The sequence below is a fragment of the Actinomycetota bacterium genome (assembly GCA_030682655.1).
GTDB lineage: Bacteria > Actinomycetota > Coriobacteriia > Anaerosomatales > JAUXNU01 > JAUXNU01.
This window is the reverse complement of the sequence record JAUXNU010000158.1, coordinates 20,986-38,661: the sequence shown is the minus strand read 5'-3', so window position 1 is coordinate 38,661 and position 17,676 is coordinate 20,986. Positions and strand designations below refer to the sequence as shown.

Sequence of the window (17,676 nt, the reverse complement as noted above, 5' to 3'; positions counted from 1 at the left end):
CTCATGCGAGGCGTGTGGCGACTTGTCATCGACGACGCGCGCGACGGCATCGAGAACATGGCGCTCGATCGTGCGATGCAGCTCGCCCGGGAGGCTGGCGAGTCTCCAGCAACGGTGCGGCTGTACCGGTGGGCCCGTCCAACCTTGTCGCTCGGGCGCTTTCAAGACGTGGGCTCCATCGACCTGGACGTCTGCCGCGACCTGGGCGTCGAAGTGGTGCGGCGGCACACAGGCGGACGCGGTGTCCTGCACGACGATGAGATGACATACTCCATTGTCGCCAGCACTGACGACGGCATTCCAAGGGCGACCACTTCGAGCTACCGCGTGCTCAGCTCGGGTCTGGTTCGTGCGTACTCGTCGTTGGGGGTCGATGCCGAACTTGTCGGCCGCCCACGAGGGATTCGCGGTTCTTCGGCGTGCTACCTGCATTCGAGTCCGGCCGATTTGTCAGTCGGACGGGCGAAACTGTCAGGCAGCGCGCAGGTGTGGGCGGGTGACACGTGCCTCCAGCATGGCTCGATCACGCGGTCTCGCGATATCTCGCGGGAGACGGCGGTGTTTGGGCTAGACGACGCAGAGCAGCGGTCCTTGGCCATGACGGCATTCACGCTCGAGGACGTTCTCGGTACATTGCCGTCATTCGAGCAGATCGCACAGGCCCTTGTGAAGGGCTTCGGTGACTCGCTGGGAGTGCGCCTTGATAGCGGCAGTTTCAGCGAATGGGAGCACATGACGGCCGCACGGCTCGCAGGTGAGAGCGTGGTGTAGCACCAGCGAGCACCCCCGATGTCAGTGCCTGGATGTAGGGTGCAGGCTGAGGGTAAATGGGGCTCTGGGTCTGGTACAATCGGTCAGGTCAGCAAGATGGTCGGTTGCGTGAGAGTGGAGGGGTCATGTCCGATCGCAATGATCGGATCGAGGATGCGCTTCTCGGCCTCGGTTCGAAGTCCAACGATGAACTGCGCGAGATCCTGAACGAGCTATACGCGGAGGAGCAGCGAATCTCCTATCGACGCCGGGTGTTGCATGGCAAGATCGACATCCTGCGAGCGGAGCTTGTGCGTCGTCTCAAGGCGCAGCGCGAGGCAGGGGAGGACGTTATCTCGGTTGGTGACGTGGACCGACTCATAGACATACTCGCGAATGATCTTCGCGGAGTATCGAATGTGGATGTCGCGGAGCCCGATGACGAGGATGACTTCTAGACTCACGAACGCGCGTACCGGCACGAGGAGGGCACGTGGCATCGATCACGGAAAGACTGCAGGAATTCATGGACGATCTCGCGACCGATGCGGTTGAAGAGCGCGTCGTGGAGTATGTCGTACGGGAGGTTCACAACGGTCGCAGGCTTAGCGAGGCGTTGCGCGATCCGTATGTGAAGAATCGCTTGAGTGACGAGAAGTTGGCCCAGGTTCTCGAGAACCCCGAGATCATCTCGGCTCTGGAGGAGCAGATAGCCTCGTCGTTCCAGAAGCGGGAGTTCGGGTTCTCCGAGTAGCGCGTGTGCTTTCGTCAGATGTGAGGAGCAATGGCTATGGCCACTTGCCCGCGTTGTGGTGGATCGGTCGAAACGGGTGCTGAGACCTGCGCTGACTGCGGCGCGCGGTTGGAGGGCGCGACAGAGTCGTTCGAGCCGGTGGGTGTCGAGGATGGTGCGACTACACCAGGTGCTTCGAGCGACACCGGACCGGTGCTCGTTGTGCGAAAGGGTCGCGATGTCGGCGAGAGGTTCTACATCGACAGGCCGCGTCTGTCCATCGGGCGAGATCCCTCCAGCGATATCTTCCTCAATGATGTCACGGTCTCGCGGAACCACGCTGTGTTGTCTTCTGCCGGCCCGGAGGTCTCGATCGAGGATGCCGGGTCGCTGAACGGGACCTACGTGAACGGCGTATGTGTCGACAAGGCGCCGCTTCGCAACGGTGACTCCGTGCAGGTGGGCACCTTCCAGATGGTGTTTCTCAGCGGAGCGGGGGAGTAGCGCCATGGCCAGTCGCGACTACATGACGATCGGCGAGGTCGTCGAGCGCCTTTCGCCCGCGTATCCCGACCTGTCGATCTCCAAAGTGCGATTCCTTGAAGAAGAGGGGCTTGTGTCCCCGGAACGTACCGCAGGTGGATACAGGAAGTTCACGCAGGCTGACGTCGCGCGCGTCGAACTCATACTGCGACTACAGAAGGACCATTTCCTGCCTCTTGCCGTCATCCGTGACAAGCTTGCGGACTTCGACAAAGGCAAGCTGCCGTCCGAATTCCGCCCGCAGGGCGGGGCGGTGGCCGAGCCGGTCGCGCTTCCGTTCGAGGATGCCGAGACGCTGAGGCTCGAGGACGCACAGTCCTCCTTGGGACTACCGTCTTCGTTCATCGAGGAGCTCGCGGACTTCGGGCTTGTGGAGATCTTGCGTGGCGAGAACGGTGCAGAGATCTCGCGGACAGACGTACATGTGGCTCACGCATGCTGGGATCTTCGCCGATTCGGTGTCGAGCCTCGGCATCTGCGCATGTACGAGACGTTTGCAGAGCGGGAAGCGGTGCTGTTCTCTCAGATACTCATGCCCACGTTTCGGCACAGGACGCCGGAAACCCGCCAGAAGCTCGTCGAGACGCTCGGTGAGCTGCAAGGTCTCACCGGCGATCTCAAGAGCCACCTACTGCGTCGTGCGCTTGGACGCAAGTTCGACGACTTGTCGTAGGGGACGATGGCCGAGGCCGAAGAACATCGCGACGGGGTAGTCGAGGCAGACGCGCTCGATATCGAGTTCGCGCATCCGAGTGAGAGGGTTGCCGCTCAGATCCTGGATTTCTACCGGATCCGGTGGGACTACGAACCGACGAACTTCCCGATCGAATGGGATTCGCGCGGAAACGTGATCGCCTCATTCACACCCGATTTCTACCTTCCCGACTTCGACCTCTACATCGAGCTCACCACGATGAGCCAGAAGCTCGTAACCAAGAAGAACCGGAAGGTCCGACGGCTCAGGGAGTTGTATCCTGACATCAACATCAAGATCTTCTACCAGAAGGATTTCAGGAGCCTCTTGCTCAAGTATGGCATTCCGGTGAGGGAGCAACCGCACGACGAAGGCGGGGGACTGATCGCACACCCGGACGAGGACGAATAGCCCGATGTCCCCGCGATATGTGCCCGAGTGCATCGATAGGGTCCTGCTTTCCGAGGAGACGATCGCCCGGCGCGTCCAGGAGCTGGGCGCCGCAATTGCCGAGGACTACGCCGGACGCGATCTCAGGCTGGTGACAGTCCTCAAAGGAGGGCTGTTCTTTCTGGCCGATCTTTGCCGGGCCGTCACGATGCCTCTCGAGGTGGACTTCATGGCGGTTTCTACCTACGCGGACGGGATGCCGGGCGCAGTCCGGATCACCAAGGACCTCGACGACGCCATAGAAGGTGCGGCCGTTCTCGTGGTGGAGGACATCATCGACACCGGCATGACGTTGAACTATGTCTTGCACAACCTGCGCAGCCGGCAGCCGGAAAGCCTCGAGGTGTGCACGCTTCTGGACAAGGATGTGAGACGAATCGTCGATATCCCGGTGGCGTACTGCGGATTCTCGATTCCTGACCGGTTCGTCGTGGGCTACGGACTCGACAACCATGGCCTGCTGAGGAACCTGCCGTACGTGGCAAGCTTGCGCGATGAGGCGGTGGTTCCCGGGTGTTGAGGCGAGTCGCCATGGCATTCGGTGCTCTTGTTGCCGTTCTGGTCCTCGGCACGGTCGGCTATGTTGTCATCGAAGGCTGGGTGTGGTTCGACGCGCTGTATATGACGGTGATCACGGTGGGGACGGTCGGGTTCCGCGAAGTCCAGACTCTCAGCCGTGCAGGCGAAGCCTTCACGATGGCACTCATTCTCGCCGGGTTCGGTGCGCTGCTGTTCGCATTTGGCACGTTCGTGGATTTCGTTGTCGAAGGACATCTCAGGGGTTTTTTGGAGGGTCGACGCATGGAAAGTCGCATCAAGAACCTCACGGGCCATCACATTGTGGCCGGTCTCGGTCGCGTTGGGTCAGTCGTGGCGCGCGCGCTGGCAGACGAGGGCGCGCCCTTCGTCGTCATCGAACACGCGGACGACAACGCAGCTTGGGCCGTGGAGATGGGGTGGTCTGTCGTCAACGCGGATGCGACCGAGGAGTCGACGCTGCTTGCCGCAGGCATCGAGCGTGCCGCGTCTCTGGTGACGGCGCTGGACACCGACGCCGACAACCTCTTCGTGACCTTTTCCGCGCGCTCTCTGAGCCCTGATGTGTTCATCGTGGCGCGGTCATCGCATGAATCCTCGGAGGAGAAGCTGCGCAGGGCGGGGGCGAACCGGGTCATGACGCCGAACGTCGTGGGTGGACGTCGTATGGCTTCGATGGTTCTTCATCCGGCCGTGTCCGACTACCTGGACCTGGTCACACACGGCGACAGCGTCGAGTACAGGCTCCAGGACATCGAGATACGAGCCGGTTCTGCGTTCGATGGAAAGAGCATCCGTGAGGCGCAGGTGCGAGACTCCACCGGCGCGTACGTGCTCGCAGTGCAGGCCCCTGGAGGTTCCGCGAACACCAACCCGTCGCCGGACACCGTGATGCGAGCGGGCGACCGCCTGGTCGTCCTTGGCACCGGTGCCCAGATTCAGGCTGTGATGCAGTCTGTGTGACGAACCGCTACGCTATCGGGCAGGCCTACTACTAGGAGGAACTGTGGATCTGAACACCTTCATTCGCGACATTCCGGACTTTCCGAAGGAAGGCATCATCTTCAAGGACATCACGCCGCTGCTCGCAAGCCCTGGGGGGTTCTGCCAGGCGATCGATACCATCGCCGAGGAATACGCGGATGCAGGGGTGACGAAGGTCCTCGGCGCCGAGGCGCGTGGCTTCATCTTTGGTGGAGCGCTAGCGTACAAGTTGAACGCAGGATTCATACCCGCCCGCAAGCCGGGCAAGCTGCCGTGGCAGACCACCAAGGCGGAGTACGCGCTCGAGTACGGGTTCGACTCCCTGGAGATGCATCTCGATGCCATCGACACCGACGACATCGTCCTGATCGTTGATGACGTTCTTGCGACGGGAGGAACGGCCGCAGCCAAGGCTCAGCTTGCGACCAGTACAGGAGCCACCCTGGCGGGCTTCGCGTTTCTGATCGAGCTCGACTTCCTTGGCGGTCGTTCGAAGCTCAAGGGCAGCAAGGTGTTCTCGCTCATCCACATCGACTAGCGCTTCGCACGATGCTCCACGCGCGTGAGGCCGGACTGGCGCTACGGCGCCGCTTCGACGAATTCGGCTTCGACGGTAGCTACCCCCGAGAAGCCGAGAGCCCGGGCAGCTCCGCGTGAGAGGTCGAGATCGCGTCCCGCGATGAACGGACCCCGATCGGTGACGACCACGATGATGCGCCGATCGCCGCGAGTCAGTGCCAGGCGTGTGCCGAATGGCAGCGTTTTCGACGCGCAGGTGAAGTCGTCCTGGTTGAATATCTGGCCGGAGGCCGTCGGCCGTCCGTTGAACTCATTGCCGTACCACGAACACACCGCGCTCATCACCTTCCCCTGTGAGCGGTAGTCGGATGGCTGATACTCCGGTACAAGATACGAACGGTCAGTGTAGGGCTGCACGACCGCTGTCTTGAGAGGGATCGAGCTGTCCAGGGGTATGGAGGAATCGCGCCACTGCTGGCGGGTCGATCGGTTTGCCGCACGTGCCGCTTCGAGCGTCTTCTTCGCCTCGACCGAGAGTCTGGCCACGAGTTGGTTCTGCTCGAGGAGGGCATCTTCGAGGCTGCGATGCCTGACGTTCTGTATCTGCCGAAGAGCGAGGTCCTGGGCTTTGAGGTCATCGAGCACAGCAGCCTGATACTCGGCCTCCGCGGCGGCGAGCAAGGCGTCCGCCAGGGACTGGTGGTCACGCTCTGCGATGCGCGCCAGCATGAGTGCCCGTGCGTAGAAATCGGACACCGTCTCGGCGGTGAGCAGGATCGACAAGGGGTTCAGTGCGTTGGACTTGTACATTCTCACCAAACGGCTCTGGTACTGGGTCCGTGCAGCGTCGAGACGTTCGCGAGCCCCTGCCAGGGCCTCCTGCTGCTGGAAGATCCGGATGTTGGTGACCGAGATGCGTTCCTCGATGGAGATCGACTCGGCCCGGTTCTCCTCGATCTGAAGCTCGAGCTCGAGGGCGCGTTGCGTGGCGGTGTCGAGCGTGGGCGTCGCTGTAGTCTCCGAAGGAGCGGCCATGCAAGGGCTGGCCGCTGCCAGCGCCATGATTGCCGCGAAGAGTGCTGTGCATATGGCGCGTCTCACGTTCTGCGTGCGCCTTTCCTCGGGGCCGCGCGAGGGCTCTCAGCAGGGACGACGCGGACCTCGTATGATATCATGAACGATGAGCCGGGCAGTGCCGGGAGGGTCCGGATTGCCTCGAAACGCAGAACACGACGTAGCAGGAGGTCGCGTGCAGCCCGTGCTCTCGAAAGTCGCACGACAGGTTGTCGCGGTCGCACTGTCGATCGCTGTTGTCGCGCTGACTCCGAATCCAGCGATCGGGACACCCGCTTCGGCCACCATCGAGGCCAAGAAGGCGGAGGCCGCCGGGGCTCAACGAGAGCTGGATGCTCTCGCCACACAACTCGAATTGCGGGGAGAAGAGCACGCCGTGATCGACTCCCAACTGCAGTCCACCCGTGCCGAGATCTCGCAGGTCAAGGCCGATCTTGTCAGAGCAGATCGGGACTTGGCGATAGCGCAGACCTTGCTTTCCGAACGCGCGGAGCGAATCTACCGGGGCGGGCAGGTCGACCTGCTCGAAGTTCTCCTTGGCACCACATCGTTCGAGGACTTCATCACACGCATGGACTGGTTGCGCAGGGTGAGCCGGTCCGACGCGAGTCTCGTCGCCGGCGTGAAGGAAGCGCGGCAACGGGTGACCGAGAGCAAGAACAGCTTGGAGAGACGGGAGCAGGAGCAAATCGTCCTGCGTGACAAGGCGGCTGCGAAGCGACGCGAGGTCGAAGACGCACTTGCCGCGCAGAAGGCGTTCGTGGGGGGCCTCAACGCCGAGGTCGCCAAGCTGGTCGAAGAGGAGCGCCTACGTCAGGAGAAGCTCGCCGAGGAGCGGGCTCGAGCCGCTGCGGAAGCCGCAGCGAAGGCAAAGGCGAAGGCAAAGGCGAACAGTAGCACCGGTGCTGGCCGTGTTTCCGACCCCGGCGGGCTCGGTTCGGGCCACCCTGAAGCGGTCGACGTCGGGCTCAAGTATGTGGGTGTTCCGTATGTCTGGGGAGGAGCCTCCCCAGACGGGTTCGATTGTTCCGGGTTGACGCACTACGTGTACGCGCAGATCGGCATAAGCATCTCACGGTCCAGCCGTGCTCAGTTCAAGGAGGGTGCGTACATCGCTCCGGAGCGGCTCGACCTTCTGATGCCGGGGGACCTCGTCTTCTTCGGTTATGGTGGCGATCCTGACCGCGTGCACCATGTCGGGATCTATGTGGGCAGCGGCAACTACTTGCATGCGCCGATGACGGGCCAGAACGTCCAGGTGTCGTCGCTGACGGGCCGGATCGCTTCCTCCGGTGACTATGTGGGCGCTGTCCGATTCTGACCGCACGCCGACACCAGTACGCCGTACGCGTTTCTGCGGGTACCGACGGCAGGACACCTGCACATTCAGGCATTTTCCTGTGGTATCATTCGGCCAATTCCTTGGCCTCCGGCTCGTTCGGCTGAATGGAAGGGGCACGGGTGGGACTTACCCTACTGTCTGGCAATGAAGCCGTCGCGCGCGGGGCGTGGGAGGCTGGCGTCGCAGTGGGCGTCGCATATCCCGGGACTCCATCGACTGAGACACTCGAGAACCTCGTGCGCATGCCCGACGTTCGGTGCGAATGGGCCCCAAACGAGAAGGTCGCCCTTGAGGTAGGTGCGGGCTCGAGCATGAGCGGCGTTCGGACCCTTGTGACCATGAAGCACGTCGGCGCCAATGTCGCTGCAGACCCACTATTCACGCTGGCCTACACGGGCGTTGGCGGCGGCCTTGTCATCCTGGTGGCCGATGATCCGGGCATGCACTCTTCGCAGAACGAACAAGACTCGCGAAACTGGGGTCCGTTCGCGCGAGTTCCCGTTCTCGAGCCGTCAAACAGCGTCGAGGCACGCGAGTTCACCATGCGTGCATTCGAGCTTTCCGAGGAGTTCGACCTTCCTGTCATCGTTCGGTCAACAACTCGCGTGTCCCATTCCAAGGGACTCGTCGAGGTAGGGGAGCGCGACGTCCCTGAGCGAGTGGTCTACGAGAAGTCCGCGGGCAAGTGGGTGATGATGCCTGCGAACGCGCGCATCAGACGGGTGGATCTCGAGGAGCGCATGCGACGCCTGACAACGTATGCCGCAACCTGCGACTTCAATCGAGTAGAAATGCGAGATGCATCCCTTGGGATCGTCACATCGGGAGTCAGCTACGAGTACGTGCGCGAGGCCCTGCCGGACGTCTCGGTCTTCAAGCTGGGCATGGTGTGGCCTCTTCCGGAGCTAGCACTCGCTGATTTCGCTGCCCAAGTGGGACAACTGTCTGTCGTCGAGGAGGCCGACCCATACCTCAAGACGAGGTTGAGGTCCATGGGCCTTGAGGTCGGAGAATCCGCTCTTCCGGCAACGGGCGAGCTGTCAGCTGGGAGTGTCGGAGCGGCGTTCGGTCGTCCCGGTCCGGATGTTCGGGAGCCCGTGGGCGGTCTTCCCGCGCGTCCTCCGCTCATGTGTCCGGGATGCCCACACCGCGGGGTGTTTCATGCGCTTCGGAAGGTGCGCGCGATCGTGACGGGCGATATCGGCTGCTACACGCTTGGAGCATTACCGCCAACTTCGTCCATGGATAGCTGCGTGTGCATGGGTGCGAGCATCGGCATGGCCCATGGGATGACCATCGGGAATGGAGACCAGACGCGTCCGATCGTCGCTGTCATTGGCGATTCGACCTTTGCCCACAGCGGTATCACCGGCCTTGCGCACATGTCCTACAACCGCGGCGTAGGGACTATCGCCATCCTCGACAACCGTATCACCGCCATGACCGGGCATCAGGGCAACCCGATGATGGGCCGGACGCTGGACGGTGAGATGGGCGCGGAGATCGATGTAGAGAAGCTATGTGAAGCACTCGGTATCTCAGCCGTTCGGGTAGTGGATCCGCACGATCTCGACCTGACAGAGTCCGTTCTGAAAGAGGAAGTCGCTCGCGACGAGCTTAGTGTGATCGTGTTCCGCAGCCCTTGCGCATTGCTTCTTCGCGAGAGGGAGCAACCCTATGCTGTCGACGACGAGGCATGCACGGCGTGCGGTGCATGTGTGAAGCTCGGCTGTCCCGCAATCGGGATGCGCGCTGACAAGCAGGCTGAGATAGACGTGACCGTGTGCGTTGGATGTGCGGACTGCGTTCAGGTGTGCAAGTTCGATGCTATCGAGGCTACCGGCCCGGCGTGCGACATCGGGGGCGTGTGATGGGAGTCGTTACCGTCATGCTTTGCGGAGTCGGCGGCCAAGGCACGATCCTGGCAGCCGATGTCCTGGCCAAGGTCGCGGTAGGTGCTGGGCTCGACGTGAAGCTCTCCGAGGTTCACGGCATGGCCCAGAGAGGCGGATCGGTCGATACGGTGGTTCGCTTCGGAGAGTGCGTTCACGGCTCTACCACCGATCCCGGGTGCGCAGATCATCTCGTGGCTTTCGAGATGATCGAGGCCGCCAGGCGCCTTCACTATGTGAAGCCCAGCGGGCGCCTGCTCGTCAACGCCCGGACGATTCAGCCCCTACCCGTTCTCATCGGCCTGGTCGATGCGCCCGAAGGTCTGGAGCCGCGGCTGGATGCCGAAGAGGCGGTGTTCCTGGACGCTGAGGCGCTCGCGTGTGAGGCTGGAAGCCCCAAGTCGGCTAACATCGTGCTGATGGGTGCGTTGTCCACGGGACTCGATTTCGCCGAGGACCTCTGGCGAGAGGTGATCCGCGCACGCGTTCCCGCCAAGACGGTCGACACGAATCTGCGCGCGTTTGAACTGGGACGGACAACTTGCCGGGAGAAGGAGTGCATGCGATGAAGGTCTCCCAGCTCTCGGTATTCATCGAGAACAAGGCGGGCAGGGTCAGCGAGGTAACAGAGATCCTTGGTGAACACGGCGTGAACATCCGCGGATTCTCAGTGTCCGACACCGCGGACTACGGGATTCTGCGGCTTGTGGTGGACAAGCCCGAGGCGGGTCTTGTCGCCCTGAAAGGGGAGGGCTTCACTGTCAAGGAGAGCGACGTCATCTGCATCAATCTCCCGGATGAGCCCGGTGGGCTTGCCGGTGTTCTCAAGGTTGTGTCCGACGCGGGGGTGAACATCGAGTACGTCTACTCACTGATATCGACGTACGTGGTGATCAACGTGGCGGACGTGGGCAGGGCACTCCAGCTGCTTTCAGACCAACCTGTGCAGCTGGTATCTCAAGATGAGATTGCTAGTGTCTAGGAGGCTTGTTGAATAGGAGGGTGGGGAGTCATGAGAGCAGGAAGCCGGTACTTCTGGCTCGCACTGGTGCTCGTCGTGGCGCTCGGCGTGGTACCGCTCACGGGATGTACGTCCGACAGCGGGGAGACGACCGAGAAGGCTGACGAGACGAAGGAACCCTACCGCATTGGGGCGGTACTGTCGCTTAGCGGCACGTACGCGGGTTTGGGAGAGCCAGAGAAGAACACGCTCGAACTGGAAGTAGCACGCATCAACGACGCTGGGGGCGTCAACGGACATCTGATCGAGATCGTCTACGAGGACGACGCGACCGATGCCGACACAGCTGTTGCGGCCACAACACGGCTGATCGACAAGGAGGGTGTCCTTGCGATCATCGGTGCCACGGGCACAGGCCAGTCGATGGCCATGCGGCAGGAAATCGACCGTGCTGGGATTCCGCAGGTCTCCATCGCCGGTGGAACGGTTATCACTTCAACGTTCGACGCGCTGGTCTTCCAGACCCCGTGGTCGAACTCGCTCGTGATGCCGTATACGTTCGCGCACATGGAGAAGCAGGGCATCTCAAAGATCGGGCTGATCTCGGACAGTGGCGGGTTCGGTGCTGACGGCGCCGCAGTCGCGAAGGAAGCGGCCACGGCGGCCGGAATCACCGTCGTAGCGGAAGAGACCTTCAACGCTGGCGACACCGACATGACCGCGCAGCTGACGAAGATCAAGGGCACCGATGTTCAGGCGGTTCTCATGGTCTCCGCAGGCAAGGAAGCCGCCATCGTTGCGAAGAACATGATGGATCTGGGTATGGATGTTCCGCTGTTCGGTACACACGGCAATGCCCGCAAGGAGTTCATCGAGGGCGCTGGTCCTGCAGCGGAGGGGTTCCGCTTCGCGGCCGGCAAGGTCCTCATTCCGGAACTGTACGGTGCAGACACTGAGAACTATGAGGTTGCCACCGACTTCATCGAGCGCTACACGGCGGAGTACGGGAAGGCCCCAGATACGTTCGCGGGTCACGCCTATGACGCGCTCTATCTCACCGTCAACGCGATGAAGACGCTGGACGAGGGATTCGATAGCGCGGCACTACGCGATGCCATCGAAGCCACGAGCGGGTTCGTTGGGATCGGCGGCACGTTCACCTTCTCGGAGACAGACCACAACGGTATGACCGAGAACGACATTGTCATGTACGAGGTCAAGAACGGTGCATGGACCGAGGCCAAGTAGCTACTAGCGCCGAGCCTATCCGCATAGGGGCCGGGTCTTCACTGATCGGTCCCTATGCGGGTATCGGTGTGCCAGTTGCGGTGCGAGGCAAGATAGAGAAGACGAGCGGCGATACCGGGATGGGTAGGGCATTCACCCATTCGGCCGCTGACCACAGCGGCTTGAGGGAGAACGATTTCGTGATGTACCAGATCTCCTGTGGGAAAGGGACGTTCGCTGAGGGGGACAAGTAGCCCGTGGGCGCTGCCGAGTTGCTGCAATTCGCGCTGGCTGGCCTCAAGAACGGTTCCATCTACGCACTTGTGGCACTCGGCTTCACGATCGTCTACGCATCGACCGGCGTGGTGAACTTCGCGCAGGGCGAGTTCGTGATGCTCGGCGGAATGCTTTCTGTATGGGCGTACACGGCCCTTGGGTTGCCGCTCGCACTGGCGGGAGTCTTCGGCATCGCGGCTACTGCGATTGTGGGCGTCGTCTTTGAGCTTCTCGCCATCCGCCCCAGGAAGGACGGGGACCCACTCGCGCTGATCATCATCACGGTGGGTGGATCCATGTTGCTCTCGTCGTTGGCCCGGCACTTCTTGGGGCCCACAGAGCGAGCCCTGCCGTCATTCACGCCGGGCGACTCCGTCCGCCTTCTGGGAGCCTCACTTGACAGGCAGTCTCTGTGGATCCTCGGGCTGACGGGCGTTGCAGTCGCCGTGCTCATGGTGATGTATCGCTACACCAAATTGGGCAAGGCGATGAGAGCGTGCTCCATCAACCGCTCGGCTGCACGTCTCGTAGGTATCGACCCCAAGGTCATGGTGACGATGTCGTTCGCCCTGGCTGCTGCACTTGGCGGTCTGGCGGGATTGGTCACGACGCCGCTAACGCAGACAGCGTTCAACATCGGACCTTCATTCGGCGTGAAGGGCTTCGCAGCAGCGATTCTTGGCGGTCTCGGGAACCCCATGGCGGCTGTCGTCGGCGGGCTTGTGCTTGGCATGCTCGAGTCGATGTCGATCGCGTTCATCTCGTCGTCATACAAGGATGCGATATCCCTGGCGGTCCTTCTGATCATGCTGTTCGTGCGGCCCCAGGGGTTGCTGGGGCGCGGCGGGAGGCAGAAGGTATGAGGACTCCCGCCCACACTACCTGGAAGAGTCTCGGCGTAGCTTCGGCCTGCCTGGTTATCGGCGTCGTCCCGTTTCTTGTGGTGGGCTCCGACGCCCGGTACGTGCTCAAGGTGCTGAGTTTCGTCGGAATCAACGTCATCATCGTCACCGGGCTTGCTTTGCTCTTCGGACACGCGGGCCAGGTGTCGCTGGGTCACGCGGGCTTCTTCGGCCTTGGGGCCTACACATCGGCGTACCTGACCACCGCCCTTGGCTTGCCCTGGCTGGTCGGTCTCGCGGGTGCGGTCGCCGTGACGGCACTGGGAGGCGTGACGCTCGCTTTGCCGAGCCTGCGACTCAAAGGGCACTATCTGGCGATGGCGACACTTGGGTTTGGCGAGATCATGCGAGTCGGCTTCGTCGAGGTCCGGGCGATCACAGGGGGACCTGATGGGCTGTCGGGCATCCCGTATGCCTCGATCGGCGCTCTGCGGTTCGATACGCCTCAGCTGAACTACTGGTTGGTGTGGGCCGCTGCGGGCGTTGTTCTGTGGGTATCGGCCAATATCGTCCGGGGCCGTCCCGGTCGCTCGATGCTCGCTTTGCACGGGTCGGAGCTCGGCGCGATGGCTTCGGGCGTGAGCGTCGTCGGCCTGAAGGTCCGCGTGTTCACGATCTCTGCCGTCTTCGCTGGCGTGGCCGGTTCTCTCTACGCCCACGCGGTGGGCTTCGTTTCCCCGTCGACGTTCACGCTTCACCTCTCCGTTGTGCTTCTCGCGATGGCGGTCCTTGGCGGGACACGGTCGTTGCTGGGCCCGGCAGCTGCAGCAGCGCTGCTTTCGCTGATACCCTACGCCGATGCCGTGCTGCCCGGCCTTTCGCGAGGAGCGCTCGCGGTCATGCAGGAGTGGGAGGCCGATGTGTATGGTCTCATCATCATCGTTGTGATGCTGTTCCTGCCGGATGGGGTCTCCGGCGTCTTGCGGAAGATGCGTTCCGGTCGAGGTGAGCGGGCATGAGCCTCCTTTCGGTTCGGGACATATCGAGGAGGTTCGGTGGGCTCACGGCCGTCGATTCGGTCTCCTTCGATGTGTTCGAAGGCGAGATCAAAGCTGTCATCGGCCCGAATGGGGCGGGCAAGACCACCCTCTTCAATGTCGTGACCGGCTTCGATGGTGCGGATTCGGGGCACGTGCTGTTCGCCGATGAGGACATAACTGGAATGCGACCCGACCGCATCGTGCGAGCCGGGGTGGCGCGCACCTTCCAGAATACGCAGCTCTTCGAGGAGATGTCGGCGCTGGACAACGTCATGGTCGGGTGCCACGCCACCACGAAAGCGGGCTTCGCTGCCGCCGCGCTGAGGCTTCCCTGGACGCTCAGGGAAGAGCGGCTCGCCGAGGAAGAGGCGATGCGGCTTCTTCGGCTGGTCGGATTGGAGGCGTGGAAGCCAGCGCCCGCCACGGACCTGCCCAATGGGCTGAGGCGTTCGCTTGAGATCGCCCGCGCGCTGGCCACGAAGCCGAGGCTCATGCTCCTCGACGAGCCGGCTGCCGGCCTCAACACCACAGAGACCGCGTTGCTTGCGGAAACGCTATTCAGGATTCGAGATCACGGTGTGACTCTTGTCGTGGTCGAGCACGACATGGGGCTCGTCATGGAGATCAGTGACGAGATCATCGTGTTGGACCGCGGCGCGCGCATCGCTCAAGGCCCTCCTCGGCTTATCCAGAAGGATCCGAAAGTCGTCACGGCGTACCTCGGAGAGGAGGAGCCGGGCGATGGCTGAACTCGATGTCGTCCTGAGCGTGGACGGTCTTTGCAGCGGGTACGGGAAGGTCGGAGTACTCGAGGATGTCTCGCTGGCGGTAGGACGCGGCGAGCTTGTCACGCTTATCGGAAGCAACGGGGCAGGGAAGTCGACGCTACTCAAGACGATCGTCGGGATGATCGGTTCGACATGCGGCACCGTGACGTTTGAGGGCAGTGACATCACGAAGGTCACTCCCGAGCGTGCCGTGCGTCTCGGCATGGCGCTGGTGCCCGAGGGTCGGCTGCTCTTCGGTTCGATGTCGGTGGCCGAGAACCTGGAATTGGGTGCGTATTCACTGTCGGATGCGTCGGATGTCGCGGCGGCGTGGGACCGTGTCCACGGACTGTTCCCGGTTCTCGGAGAGCGTGCCGATCAGTCTGCCGAGACCCTTTCCGGTGGCGAGCAGCAGATGCTGGCCGTCGGCCGTGCATTGATGGCCTCCCCGAGGATGCTTCTGCTCGACGAGCCGTCGCTGGGCCTGGCACCGAAGGTGGTTGCGGAGATCTTCGCAGCTCTCGATGTCCTGCGGTCGAGCGGGATGACGATTCTGCTTGTCGAGCAGGATGCGCGATTGGCGCTCAAACACGCGGATCGCGGGTACGTCATGCGGACCGGAAGCGTCGCTCTCTCGGGTACTGCCGAGGAGCTGCTTGCCAACGATGACGTGCGGCTTATCTACCTTGGCGGTTGGCACGGGGACGAGAAGACCGGCGCGGCAGCGCCGCCGGAGTAGGGGAGTAGTGACGATGCCTATCTGGAATGCCGAATACGAAACCATGGAGCGCGCCGCGCTGCGCGATCTGCAGCTGAGACGACTCCAGGCGATGGTCGCGTGGGTCTACGAACGCGTTCCGTACTACCGGAGTGCACTCGAGAGCAGGGGAGTTAGGCCGCGGGACATCAAGTCGCTTGCGGATGTTGCGAAGTTGCCGTTCACGGACAAGATAACGCTGCGCGACACATATCCCTTCGGGCTGTTTGCGGTCGACCTCGATGAGGTCGTGCGCATCCACTCCTCCTCGGGAACCACCGGCAAGCCGACCGTGGTCGGCTACACGCGTGGCGACATCTCTACGTGGACGGAGCTCACCGCTCGCGTGGCGAGTGCGGCCGGTGTGGTCCACACCGACCGTGCGCAGATGGCGTTCGGGTACGGCATGTTCACCGGGGGTTTCGGAATGCACTACGGGCTCGAGCGGGTTGGCGCAACCGTCATCCCTGCAAGCGCCGGAAACACGGAGCGTCACCTGATGATGATGCAGGACTTCGGCACGACGGTGTTGGTATCGACCCCCTCGTACGCGCTGTACATCGCCGAGGTCGCAGAGCAGATCGGCATCGACTTCGCCCAGCTTCGTCTTCGGCTAGGCCTGTTTGGCGCGGAGCCTTGTAGCGAGGCGGCCCGTCGCGAGATCGAAGAGAAGCTACACATCGTCGCCACGGACAACTACGGTCTCTCCGAGGTCATGGGTCCCGGTGTTTCGGGCGAGTGTGAAGCTCAGGCGGGGCTGCACATCAACGAGGATCATTTCCTTGTGGAGATCGTGGATCCGACTAGCGGTGAGTCGTTGCCTGACGGCCGCGAGGGTGAGCTCGTGATCACGCCGCTGACCAAGGAGGCGTTCCCGGTGCTGCGCTATCGCACCCACGATCTCACCCGTCTCCACACGGATCGGTGCGAGTGCGGTCGAACGCTTTCACGCATGGAGAAGGTTCGCGAGCGCACCGACGACATGCTCATAATCCGCGGCGTGAATGTCTTTCCCAGCCAGGTCGAAGACGTGCTCTTCAAGATAGAGGGAATCCGTCCTCACTACCTCATCGTCGTGGACCGCAAGCACGGCCTTGACGACGTAGAACTGCGCATCGAGGTCGCCGAAGAGGTGTTTTCGGATATCATGGCTGACATGGTGGCGTTCACCAAGCATGTCTCGGAACGCCTCCAGGCGGTCCTTGGACTCCAGGTCAAAGTCACGCTGGTGGAGCCGGGTACGATCGAGCGGACCGCTGGGAAGGCGCAGCGGGTGCTGGACAAGCGGGAGGGCTGCTAGACCCTCCCGAAATCTGCAACGGAGGACATGCGTGTCTGATCTCGCATCGGTTCCGACGGGGACCTGGGTCGTGGCCATCGTTGCCGTCGTGGTTGTTGTCGGCGCCGGTGGGTATTTCGGCTGGAAGTGGGCGTGGTTTCGCGTATCCAGGCGGTATCTGGTGACCCTCATTGGCCGGCGTGAGAGCGTGCGTGCGGCGCTGAAGTCGCTCGATGAGGTCGTTCGCCATCTCGCAGGCACGTCCGATGCAACGCTTGAGGAGTTCGCCACCGACGAGCACTCACTCGATCGCAAAGCTTTCCAGGAAGTGGCCCAGCGCGCTGCTGTTCTTGCCGATGAGCTGTACACGATGCCGCTCCCGAAGGGGCTTTGGCCGGCGGGAGAGGCACTTGGGGATGCGGCGACGGCCATCTCCGAGGAAGCGGGCAGGGTCAAGGAGGACATGTCGCCTGGTGACGCTCTCGCTGCGCTTGGCAAGGTCGATCTCGGGCGAGCGCTGGTGGACACAGAAGCCGCTGACATGATCGTGAACCAGGCGTGCGAGCACTATGATGTCGAAGAGGCGTCTGTATACGGCGGAGGACTGTACATATGAACCTTACGGGTAGACTCCTGCGCGCTGTTGCCGCGGTTGCGGCGCTCGCACTCGTCGCGATGTTCGTGACGAGCTACTGGGGCCACTACCGTGAGGCCACGGGGCCCTCTCGCGAGACAACCGCGACAGCAGGCTCATCGGAGAGCACCGGTGGGGACGAACCAGGTGAGGCGGGCAACGGCGAGGCGGATTCGCAGACCGTGCTCGTACTCACTGACGGTCTCAACTTCCGGAAGTCACCCGAAAAGAACGGGAAGCTCATCCGCGGACTCAAGAAGGGTGACGAGCTTGCATACCTGGAAACGGACGGGGATTGGTTCAAGGTACGCGCTTCCGACGGCACGGAGGGCTATGTGACGTCCAGCGACAAGTACACGGAACTCCAGTAGCAGA

22 protein-coding genes are annotated in these 17,676 nt (G+C 62.4%); 21 read left to right on the top strand and 1 reads right to left on the bottom strand.

The annotated features are described in order from the left end of the window. Positions 1-3: 3 nt before the first annotated feature. The 9 genes from Q8K99_10290 to Q8K99_10250 all read left to right on the top strand — a co-directional run bounded on the left by Q8K99_10290 (position 4) and on the right by Q8K99_10250 (position 5,229). Positions 4-771: a lipoate--protein ligase family protein gene (locus Q8K99_10290; protein ID MDP2182940.1), complete on the top strand. Its 768-nt coding sequence runs from the start codon at positions 4-6 to the stop codon at positions 769-771. A gap of 125 nt (positions 772-896) precedes the next feature. Next, positions 897-1,208: a hypothetical protein gene (locus tag Q8K99_10285; GenBank protein MDP2182939.1), complete on the top strand. Its 312-nt coding sequence runs from the start codon at positions 897-899 to the stop codon at positions 1,206-1,208. A 35-nt stretch (positions 1,209-1,243) separates the two neighbouring features. Beyond that, positions 1,244-1,504, top strand: a complete 261-nt coding sequence (locus tag Q8K99_10280) for a hypothetical protein (protein ID MDP2182938.1) — start codon at positions 1,244-1,246, stop codon at positions 1,502-1,504. Between the two features lie 36 nt (positions 1,505-1,540). Continuing rightward, positions 1,541-1,987: an FHA domain-containing protein gene (locus Q8K99_10275; protein MDP2182937.1), complete on the top strand. Its 447-nt coding sequence runs from the start codon at positions 1,541-1,543 to the stop codon at positions 1,985-1,987. Positions 1,988-1,991: 4 nt separating this feature from the next. Then, positions 1,992-2,699 (top strand): MerR family transcriptional regulator, encoded by a 708-nt coding sequence (locus Q8K99_10270; protein ID MDP2182936.1) that lies wholly within the window; start codon positions 1,992-1,994, stop codon positions 2,697-2,699. Between the two features lie 6 nt (positions 2,700-2,705). Beyond that, a complete protein-coding gene (locus Q8K99_10265; protein ID MDP2182935.1) occupies positions 2,706-3,131 on the top strand; it encodes a hypothetical protein in 426 nt (141 codons plus the stop codon). A gap of 4 nt (positions 3,132-3,135) precedes the next feature. Next, a complete protein-coding gene (hpt, locus tag Q8K99_10260) occupies positions 3,136-3,690 on the top strand; it encodes a hypoxanthine phosphoribosyltransferase (protein ID MDP2182934.1) in 555 nt (184 codons plus the stop codon). 11 nt (positions 3,691-3,701) lie between these two features. Beyond that, entirely contained in the window at positions 3,702-4,670 is a 969-nt protein-coding gene (locus Q8K99_10255; GenBank protein ID MDP2182933.1) for a potassium channel protein, read from the top strand. Positions 4,671-4,713: 43 nt separating this feature from the next. After that, entirely contained in the window at positions 4,714-5,229 is a 516-nt protein-coding gene (locus tag Q8K99_10250; GenBank protein MDP2182932.1) for an adenine phosphoribosyltransferase, read from the top strand. A gap of 41 nt (positions 5,230-5,270) precedes the next feature. Here Q8K99_10250 and Q8K99_10245 read toward each other — a convergent pair whose 3' ends face one another. Then, positions 5,271-6,311 carry a septal ring lytic transglycosylase RlpA family protein gene (locus Q8K99_10245; GenBank protein MDP2182931.1) on the bottom strand — a complete coding sequence of 347 codons (1,041 nt, stop codon included), beginning with the start codon at positions 6,309-6,311 and terminating at the stop codon, positions 5,271-5,273. A gap of 148 nt (positions 6,312-6,459) precedes the next feature. Between Q8K99_10245 and Q8K99_10240 the strand changes: the two genes are divergently transcribed. From Q8K99_10240 to Q8K99_10185, 12 genes are all read left to right on the top strand, one after another. Then, complete coding sequence (locus Q8K99_10240; protein MDP2182930.1) at positions 6,460-7,605, top strand: NlpC/P60 family protein; 1,146 nt, start codon at positions 6,460-6,462, stop codon at positions 7,603-7,605. 140 nt (positions 7,606-7,745) lie between these two features. Beyond that, entirely contained in the window at positions 7,746-9,497 is a 1,752-nt protein-coding gene (gene iorA / locus Q8K99_10235) for an indolepyruvate ferredoxin oxidoreductase subunit alpha (GenBank protein ID MDP2182929.1), read from the top strand. Next, complete coding sequence (locus Q8K99_10230) at positions 9,497-10,087, top strand: indolepyruvate oxidoreductase subunit beta (GenBank protein MDP2182928.1); 591 nt, start codon at positions 9,497-9,499, stop codon at positions 10,085-10,087. The genes iorA and Q8K99_10230 overlap by 1 nt, the downstream gene beginning before the upstream one ends. Continuing rightward, on the top strand, positions 10,084-10,500 hold the full coding sequence (locus Q8K99_10225; GenBank protein MDP2182927.1) for an ACT domain-containing protein: 417 nt from the start codon (positions 10,084-10,086) through the stop codon (positions 10,498-10,500). Before Q8K99_10230 ends, Q8K99_10225 begins: the two co-directional genes overlap by 4 nt. A gap of 30 nt (positions 10,501-10,530) precedes the next feature. Continuing rightward, a complete protein-coding gene (locus Q8K99_10220) occupies positions 10,531-11,727 on the top strand; it encodes an ABC transporter substrate-binding protein (protein MDP2182926.1) in 1,197 nt (398 codons plus the stop codon). A gap of 236 nt (positions 11,728-11,963) precedes the next feature. Further along, complete coding sequence (locus Q8K99_10215) at positions 11,964-12,845, top strand: branched-chain amino acid ABC transporter permease (protein ID MDP2182925.1); 882 nt, start codon at positions 11,964-11,966, stop codon at positions 12,843-12,845. Beyond that, on the top strand, positions 12,842-13,843 hold the full coding sequence (locus tag Q8K99_10210; protein ID MDP2182924.1) for a branched-chain amino acid ABC transporter permease: 1,002 nt from the start codon (positions 12,842-12,844) through the stop codon (positions 13,841-13,843). Before Q8K99_10215 ends, Q8K99_10210 begins: the two co-directional genes overlap by 4 nt. After that, entirely contained in the window at positions 13,840-14,613 is a 774-nt protein-coding gene (locus Q8K99_10205; GenBank protein MDP2182923.1) for an ABC transporter ATP-binding protein, read from the top strand. Before Q8K99_10210 ends, Q8K99_10205 begins: the two co-directional genes overlap by 4 nt. Next, positions 14,606-15,370: an ABC transporter ATP-binding protein gene (locus Q8K99_10200; GenBank protein MDP2182922.1), complete on the top strand. Its 765-nt coding sequence runs from the start codon at positions 14,606-14,608 to the stop codon at positions 15,368-15,370. Before Q8K99_10205 ends, Q8K99_10200 begins: the two co-directional genes overlap by 8 nt. 13 nt (positions 15,371-15,383) lie before the next feature. Next, complete coding sequence (locus Q8K99_10195) at positions 15,384-16,688, top strand: phenylacetate--CoA ligase (GenBank protein MDP2182921.1); 1,305 nt, start codon at positions 15,384-15,386, stop codon at positions 16,686-16,688. A gap of 31 nt (positions 16,689-16,719) precedes the next feature. Continuing rightward, entirely contained in the window at positions 16,720-17,283 is a 564-nt protein-coding gene (locus tag Q8K99_10190; protein MDP2182920.1) for a hypothetical protein, read from the top strand. Beyond that, positions 17,280-17,672 (top strand): SH3 domain-containing protein, encoded by a 393-nt coding sequence (locus Q8K99_10185; GenBank protein ID MDP2182919.1) that lies wholly within the window; start codon positions 17,280-17,282, stop codon positions 17,670-17,672. The genes Q8K99_10190 and Q8K99_10185 overlap by 4 nt, the downstream gene beginning before the upstream one ends. The last annotated feature ends 4 nt before the right edge of the window (positions 17,673-17,676 follow it).

Bases quoted from the DNA above. Each gene is read 5' to 3' on its own strand.
- Q8K99_10290 (MDP2182940.1), top strand. From the start codon at position 4: ATGCGAGGCGTGTGGCGACTTGTCATCGACGACGCGCGCGACGGCATC.
- Q8K99_10285 (MDP2182939.1), top strand. From the start codon at position 897: ATGTCCGATCGCAATGATCGGATCGAGGATGCGCTTCTCGGCCTCGGT.
- Q8K99_10275 (MDP2182937.1), top strand. From the start codon at position 1,541: ATGGCCACTTGCCCGCGTTGTGGTGGATCGGTCGAAACGGGTGCTGAG.
- Q8K99_10270 (MDP2182936.1), top strand. From the start codon at position 1,992: ATGGCCAGTCGCGACTACATGACGATCGGCGAGGTCGTCGAGCGCCTT.
- Q8K99_10265 (MDP2182935.1), top strand. From the start codon at position 2,706: ATGGCCGAGGCCGAAGAACATCGCGACGGGGTAGTCGAGGCAGACGCG.
- hpt (MDP2182934.1), top strand. From the start codon at position 3,136: ATGTCCCCGCGATATGTGCCCGAGTGCATCGATAGGGTCCTGCTTTCC.
- Q8K99_10255 (MDP2182933.1), top strand. From the start codon at position 3,702: ATGGCATTCGGTGCTCTTGTTGCCGTTCTGGTCCTCGGCACGGTCGGC.
- Q8K99_10230 (MDP2182928.1), top strand. From the start codon at position 9,497: ATGGGAGTCGTTACCGTCATGCTTTGCGGAGTCGGCGGCCAAGGCACG.
- Q8K99_10225 (MDP2182927.1), top strand. From the start codon at position 10,084: ATGAAGGTCTCCCAGCTCTCGGTATTCATCGAGAACAAGGCGGGCAGG.
- Q8K99_10220 (MDP2182926.1), top strand. From the start codon at position 10,531: ATGAGAGCAGGAAGCCGGTACTTCTGGCTCGCACTGGTGCTCGTCGTG.
- Q8K99_10210 (MDP2182924.1), top strand. From the start codon at position 12,842: ATGAGGACTCCCGCCCACACTACCTGGAAGAGTCTCGGCGTAGCTTCG.
- Q8K99_10205 (MDP2182923.1), top strand. From the start codon at position 13,840: ATGAGCCTCCTTTCGGTTCGGGACATATCGAGGAGGTTCGGTGGGCTC.
- Q8K99_10200 (MDP2182922.1), top strand. From the start codon at position 14,606: ATGGCTGAACTCGATGTCGTCCTGAGCGTGGACGGTCTTTGCAGCGGG.
- Q8K99_10195 (MDP2182921.1), top strand. From the start codon at position 15,384: ATGCCTATCTGGAATGCCGAATACGAAACCATGGAGCGCGCCGCGCTG.
- Q8K99_10185 (MDP2182919.1), top strand. From the start codon at position 17,280: ATGAACCTTACGGGTAGACTCCTGCGCGCTGTTGCCGCGGTTGCGGCG.